This window comes from Nocardioides sp. NPDC006273 (assembly GCF_040613495.1).
Taxonomy (GTDB): Bacteria; Actinomycetota; Actinomycetes; order Propionibacteriales; family Nocardioidaceae; genus Nocardioides.
Genome location: NZ_JBEXSD010000056.1, coordinates 36,718 through 42,835, shown reverse-complemented (window position 1 = coordinate 42,835; position 6,118 = coordinate 36,718). Strand labels below are relative to the sequence as shown.

General features: G+C 69.4%; 5 protein-coding genes. 2 read left to right on the top strand and 3 right to left on the bottom strand.

The window, feature by feature from the left end:
• Positions 1-229: 229 nt before the first annotated feature.
• Positions 230-1,525: a DUF222 domain-containing protein gene (locus ABZZ22_RS21350; protein WP_354935518.1), complete on the top strand. Its 1,296-nt coding sequence runs from the start codon at positions 230-232 to the stop codon at positions 1,523-1,525.
• Between the two features lie 117 nt (positions 1,526-1,642).
• Here the strand turns inward: ABZZ22_RS21350 and ABZZ22_RS21345 are convergent, their stop codons facing one another.
• The 3 genes from ABZZ22_RS21345 to ABZZ22_RS21335 form a co-directional block, all read right to left on the bottom strand.
• Positions 1,643-2,314 (bottom strand): Pr6Pr family membrane protein, encoded by a 672-nt coding sequence (locus ABZZ22_RS21345; protein WP_354935515.1) that lies wholly within the window; start codon positions 2,312-2,314, stop codon positions 1,643-1,645.
• Between the two features lie 4 nt (positions 2,315-2,318).
• Positions 2,319-3,554, bottom strand: a complete 1,236-nt coding sequence (locus tag ABZZ22_RS21340; RefSeq protein WP_354935512.1) for an ATP-binding cassette domain-containing protein — start codon at positions 3,552-3,554, stop codon at positions 2,319-2,321.
• Between the two features lie 198 nt (positions 3,555-3,752).
• Positions 3,753-4,652 carry a patatin-like phospholipase family protein gene (locus ABZZ22_RS21335; RefSeq protein WP_354935509.1) on the bottom strand — a complete coding sequence of 300 codons (900 nt, stop codon included), beginning with the start codon at positions 4,650-4,652 and terminating at the stop codon, positions 3,753-3,755.
• Positions 4,653-4,902: 250 nt separating this feature from the next.
• Between ABZZ22_RS21335 and lhgO the strand changes: the two genes are divergently transcribed.
• On the top strand, positions 4,903-6,093 hold the full coding sequence (lhgO, locus tag ABZZ22_RS21330) for an L-2-hydroxyglutarate oxidase (RefSeq protein WP_354935506.1): 1,191 nt from the start codon (positions 4,903-4,905) through the stop codon (positions 6,091-6,093).
• Positions 6,094-6,118 lie beyond the last annotated feature (25 nt).

Genomic DNA, 6,118 nt, shown 5'->3' with positions numbered 1-6,118 from the left:
GCTGCGTTGTCGATCCTCACAGTCAAGGACGGGCCTTCGGCCCGCCGGCTTCGCCGGCCGCTTCGCGGTCCTTGACCCGGCACCTGATCGAGAAAAGATTTCGCCAATATCGGGGCGGCGGCGAGGGTGTGGCGCGGGGATCAGGTTGCTTGTTCGCGGATCGCGTAAATCGGGGTTGACCAGCCTAAACAGGTAGCGCTGTGGTGCTGTTTGACATATAATTGGGCGTATGAACGAGACCGTCGACCAGCTCCTTGCCGGGCCGCCGCTGGGCGCGTCCGAGGGTGAGCTGATCGACTGGATCAGCCGGCTCGAAGAAGTGAAGTGCACCGCTGAGGCGGTTCAGGCAGAAGCAGCGGTACGCCTCGAGGAAGCCACCCGCGTCCGGCAGGCCGAGGCTGGGGTTCCGGCCCGGAAGCTTGGCGAGGGCGTGGCCTCGCAGGTGGCGTTGGCGTGGCGGGTCTCACCGGCCAAGGGCGCCAAACTGCTCGGTCTGGCGAAGATCCTTGTCGCGGAGATGCCGCACACCTTCGCTCTGATGAAGGCTGGTCTGTTCTCGCAGTGGCAGGCCACCATCCTGGCCCGCGAGACCGCCTGCCTCTCGCTGGAGGACCGCCGCGTCATCGACCACCAGCTCTGCACCCTCAGCCCCGACGGCGAACCGCCTGCCGTGGTGACCATGGGACTGCGACAGCTCGAGAACGCCGCCAAGAAGCTCGCCATCACCCTTGACCAGGAGTCCGTCGCCGCGCGGGCAGCGAACGCGGAGAAAGACCGCCGAGTCAGCGTGCGGCCGGCACCGGACACCATGACCTGGCTCGGTGCCCTGCTCCCCGTCAAGGACGGAGTCGCGGTCTACGCCGCGTTGGATCAGGCAGCCAAAGCTGCGCAGGCTGCCGGGGACGATCGAACCCGTGGCCAGGTCATGGCCGACACCCTGGTCGACCGCGTCACCGGACGTGAGGGCGTCGATGCGAGGCCTCGGATCGAGGTGAAGGTCGTGATGACCGCTGACTCGCTCACCAATGACAGTGACCAGCCTGCGGTGGTCGAGGGCTACGGCCCCGTCCCCGCGTCTTGGGCGCGTGAGGCGCTCGCCGACGCGGAGGTCTTCATGCGGCGGCTGTTCACCGATCCCGCCGGCCAGCTGGTCGCGATGGAGTCCCGCTCCCGCACAGCCCCCGACGGACTCGCAGAGTTCATCACCACCCGCGACGGTGGGATCTGCCGCACCAACGGCTGCGACGCCCCCATCCGCAACGTCGACCACGTCGAACGCCACACAGACGGCGGCACCACCAGCGTCCCGAACCTTCAAGGGCTCTGCGAGCGCTGTAATCAGGCCAAGGAAGCCCTCGGCTGGCAGGCCAGACCAGGACCGGACGGCAGCATCATCACCATCACGCCGACCGGCCATACCTATGTGAGTCCGCCACCCGACACCTGGCGAGCAGACCCACCACCACTGTCGCGGGCGGAGTTCATGCTCCGCGACGTACTGATGGACTACGGACGTGCCGCTTGACCGCGGCCGCCCCGCCGACCGGGCGTCAGTCGATGTAGCCGGTCTTCGGATCCACCTGCGCCAAAAACGTCCGGATCTCGTCGTCCAGCTCGGCCTCGGTCTGCTGTCGGCCGTCACTCACGCTGCTGCGCTCTCGGCGGGTCCCCGGCGGCGCCCGACGGCGACGGCGCCCCAGGCGACCAAAGTGAACGCGGCGGCGATGCCGATGACATAGGCGATCACCACTTCGTAGCCGCCCTGCAGGTGGTGGTTGAGGAACGGGTAGGGGTACCACCACGGGTCGCCGGTCAGTGGGCTGACGACGTGTTCGCCGCGGATCAGGGTGTAGACCGCCCACACGATCGGGAACGCGATGATGGTCCCGACGGTCGGCCAGGGCAGGCGGCGCCGCGGGGGACCGAGGAAGAGGTCGACGAGCAGGAACAGCGGGCCGATCAGGTGCAGGATCTCGTTGGCCCACGGCACCGCCGAGGGCACGAGTCCACGCAGCAACAGGTTGTAGACCAGCCCGGTGATGGCCATGAACGTCGTCGCTGCCGCCGCCAGCACCGCCATCCACGGGGGCTCCTCGCGGCGCCGGGCCAAACCCCAGATTCCGGCGGCGACGAGCGCTGCCACGGCGAAGAGGTTCGACTCGATCGTGAAGTAGCTGAAGAAGTTCACCACCACCGTCGACATGCTCGAGCCCTCGGCGGGTGCGGTCCGCAGCGCCCCGCGGAGCTCGGCCGTCACTGCGGCGAGGATCAGCGCAGCCATGATGAGCCGCAGGATCGACCAGGTCCTTGTCACAGGCTCACCGTAGCCGCCGAGGCCGGCTGAACCGGCCGTTCTCGATGTGGACGTACGTGTCGATGTCCAGACGAGCGAGGAAGGCGTCGTCGTGACTGACCACGATCAGAGCGCCGCGGTAGGCGTCGAGCGCGGCGAGGACCTGTTCGACGGTGGCGATGTCGAGATTGTTGGTCGGCTCGTCGAGGACGAGCAGCTGATTGGGCGGATCGGCCAGAAGCACGGCGGCCAGTGCGACCCGGAAGCGCTCGCCGCCGGAGACGTCACCGACTCTCCGATGCACGACGTCGCCTCGGAAACCGAACCCGGCCAAGGTCGCGCGGGCCTTCTCGGGCTCCGCCTCGGGCCGGGTGCGGCGTACGGTCTCGAGGATCGTGAGGTCGTCGTCGAGGTGGTCCAGGCGCTGGGGAAGATAGCCGATCCGCGTGGTGAGCGCGGTCGCGTACGGCTCCTGGTCAACTGCACGTGGCCGCACCTGCTTCTCCGTACGCAGCCTCTGCTCCGCCGTGGTCAGAGCTTGCTCCGCTGCGGCCTGCTCACGCTCCACGTGCTCCTGGAACGCGGAGTAGCGACCGCCGTAGACCGTCAGCGACCCCTCGCGCAGGTCAGCGGTCTCGTCCATCAGGTCGAGCAGCTCCAGGTCGTGGCTGGCCACCAGCAGCGTCCCGCGCCAGCTCGCGATCAGGTCGTAGAGCCGGTGCCGGGCTTCGCGGTCGAGGTCGTTGGTCGGCTCGTCGAGCAGGGCGATTTCGGCGCCCGAGAGGCTGATCCCGGTCATCGTCGTCGCGACGGTCTCGCCACCGGACAACGTCGCGACCCGGCGATCGAGATCGAGGTCAGAAAGTCCGTTGATCCCGAGCGCTGCTCGCGCACGCTCCTCGACACCCCAGTCGTCGGCGAGCGCCTCGAAGCGTCGCGGATCGGCGTCCCCCGACTCGATCGCCCGCAGCGCGTCCAGCCGCTCACGTACACCGAGGAGGTCGGCCACCGTGGCATCGGTCTGCACGGTGATCTGCTGGGGCAGATAGCGGACCTGGCCCCTGGCCGAGACCGAGCCCGACGTGCGTGCCAGGTCACCGGCCACGACCCTGAGCAGGGTCGTCTTGCCGGCACCGTTGGTGCCGACCAGGCCGGTGCGTCCGGGGTTTAAGGCTGCGTCGAGGCCGTCCAGCGCAATGGCGCCGTCCGGCCAGCGAAGGGTGAGACCGTCGATGACGACGGCCGGCTTCTGCGTACTCATCGAGCTCCTGGGCGTGTCAGCGGGGCGCTGACATCGGAGCCGGAGGCGGCCTACGACGTCAGCGCGCGATGGCGGTGAGCGACTCGCGGATCAGCACGATGAGTCCTTCTGGTGGGTGATGGTGCGTGAACATTCTCCGGTGCGCCGCGGATGGTCGCAACGGGTTATCGGCCCGCCGCGACCACCGCGCGTCAAGCCTCAGGTCCAGAGGTCGACGAACCGCCCGGCGAGGCGCCGGCCCTGGGCGTGGCCGGCCCTCGCGGCTGGTGCACGGGTCGCCAGGCTCATCATGTTGTCGCCGAACGCCGCGAGCGAGTCGACGTCCGGAAGGATCGCCTCGACGCTGCTGCCACCCGCACGGAGCTCGTCGACCTGGGCGGCGAGGTCGCTCCGCCAGGCCGTCGGATGCCGAGTCCTGCCGCCGAGGGGCGAGAGCACGAGCACTCGTTCGTACCCGCCGGCCAGGTCGGCGTTCTCGCTGGAGCGCCGGTAGCCGCCGTCGATGTAGTGCCTCTCGCCGATCCGGTACGCCGGACCGCCGGCGCAGCTGGCTGCGACCGCGTCGACCAGGTCGACACCGCTGTCCCGGTCGAACCCGACCGGCTCGCCTGTGTCCGCATCGACCGCGGTGAGGAGCGTGTGCCGGTCGGGCCAGTGCACGCCGGAGAGGCGGGCGCGAACCGTGTCGCGCCACCGCTCGTTGCCCTCATCGCCCGCGGCCGCGGCGAGCTCGAGCGCGTCCGCACCGGCCCGCCGGCGCATGTCGGCAAGGTCTGCGGAGTCGGCGATGATGGCGTTGGTCCGCTCCAGATGGTTCATCCACATGGCCGTCCGGCGATCGGGGCGTGCCGGCTCGCTCCGGATTGGCGGCGGTGTCGCGTCGAGGATGGCCGCGAGCAGGTCAGTGAGACCCGCGCCGGCGATCTGGGCGGCGGCGGTCGCTCCAGCGGACGTGCCGATGACCAGATCGGCGTTGGTCACATCCAGTCCGCCGTCGCTCAGTCCGGCGATCACGCCGATCAACCAGGCGTTGCCGGCCGATCCGCCACCGCCGAGGACGAGTGCGCGTGAGGGCAGCGATTCAGGTGTAGTGTTCATGGGAGTGCCTTTCGGGATTCGAGGCGCTCCCTACGGCGATCAGCGCAGTCGCCGGATCGTGGACTGCAGGGGAGCACCCGCTGTGGACGCTGCGTGCACGGGACTCACCTCCTGCCAATAGATCACGATCGCCGCGACGCTAGCACGGCGCCGACCGGGCGCGCCTCGGATATTCCGATCGTCTCCGGTCCGCCGGTCGGGCGTCTAACGTGTCGCGTGCAGCATGTCCGCGAGCACCCAGGAGCGCACCATGACATCCAGCCGCGTCGGCGTGGTCGGTGGCGGGATCGTCGGGCTGGCGGTGGCCCGCGAGATCCTGCTGCGTCGCCCTGAGGACACCGTGGTGGTGTTCGAGAAGGAGAGCCGGCTGGGCGCCCATCAGACCGGGCACAACTCAGGCGTCGTCCACGCGGGGATCTACTACAAGCCCGGCAGCCTCAAGGCCCGGCTCTGCGCCCGCGGGCGTGACCTGCTGAAGGAGTTCGCCGCTGAGCACCGGATCCCGTTCGAGGAGTGCGGCAAGCTCGTCGTCGCGGTCGGTGAGGACGAGATGGGGCGCTTCGATGCGTTGGAGAGGACGGCCACCGACAACGGCGTCCCCGGCCTGAGGCGAGTCGGCCGCGAGGAGATCGAGGACATCGAGCCGTACGCGGTGGGGCTGGCCGCCCTGCACTCGCCGAGGACCGCCATCATCGACTACGTCGCGGTGGCCGAGACGCTCGGCCGGACGATCACGGAAGCCGGGGGAGAGATACGCCTCGGCGAGGAGGTCACCGGCATCCACCGCTCGACCGGAGGGATCGACGTCGAGACGGCCTCCGGGCGGACCCAGGTCGACCACCTGGTCGTCTGTGGAGGCCTGGAGTCCGACCGGCTCGGTGAGCTCGCCGGCGGTCCCGAAGCGCCCAGGATCATTCCGTTCCGCGGTGAGTACATGCAGGTCAGCGCGGAGAAGCAGGACCTCGTCAAGGGCATGGTCTATCCGGTCCCCGACCCGCGCTATCCCTTCCTCGGCGTGCATTTCACCCGTCGGGTGGGCGGCGGTCTCGAGGTCGGCCCCAACGCCTTCCTGGCGCTGAGCCGTCGTCGCTACGGTCGGACGTCGCTGACCCTGCGCGACGTCGTCGACACGCTGGCGTGGCCGGGGTTCTGGCGGTTCTCCGTCGAGCACTGGCGCACGGGCTTCACCGAGCTCCGCGGCGTACTGTCCAAGCAGGCCTACATGGGGGAGGCCCAGCGCTACGTGCCCGAGATCGGCGCGGGTGACGTCACCCGCGCGGGGCTGGGACTGCGGGCGCAGGCCGTCGAGCGCGACGGCTCGCTGGTCGACGACTTCGTCATCCACCACGCCGATGGCATCACGTCAGTGCGCAACGCGCCGAGTCCGGCGGCGACCTCCAGCCTCGCGATCGCCGAGTACGTCGTGGACCGGTTGTCCTAGCTCGCGAGCAAGGGACTTCACGGCG

What these genes read in the sequence shown, in the direction of transcription:
- ABZZ22_RS21350 (WP_354935518.1), top strand. Translation starts at nt 230, where the DNA reads ATGAACGAGACCGTCGACCAGCTCCTTGCCGGGCCGCCGCTGGGCGCG.
- ABZZ22_RS21335 (WP_354935509.1), bottom strand. Translation starts at nt 4,652, where the DNA reads ATGAACACTACACCTGAATCGCTGCCCTCACGCGCACTCGTCCTCGGC.
- lhgO (WP_354935506.1), top strand. Translation starts at nt 4,903, where the DNA reads ATGACATCCAGCCGCGTCGGCGTGGTCGGTGGCGGGATCGTCGGGCTG.
- ABZZ22_RS21340 (WP_354935512.1), bottom strand. Translation starts at nt 3,554, where the DNA reads ATGAGTACGCAGAAGCCGGCCGTCGTCATCGACGGTCTCACCCTTCGC.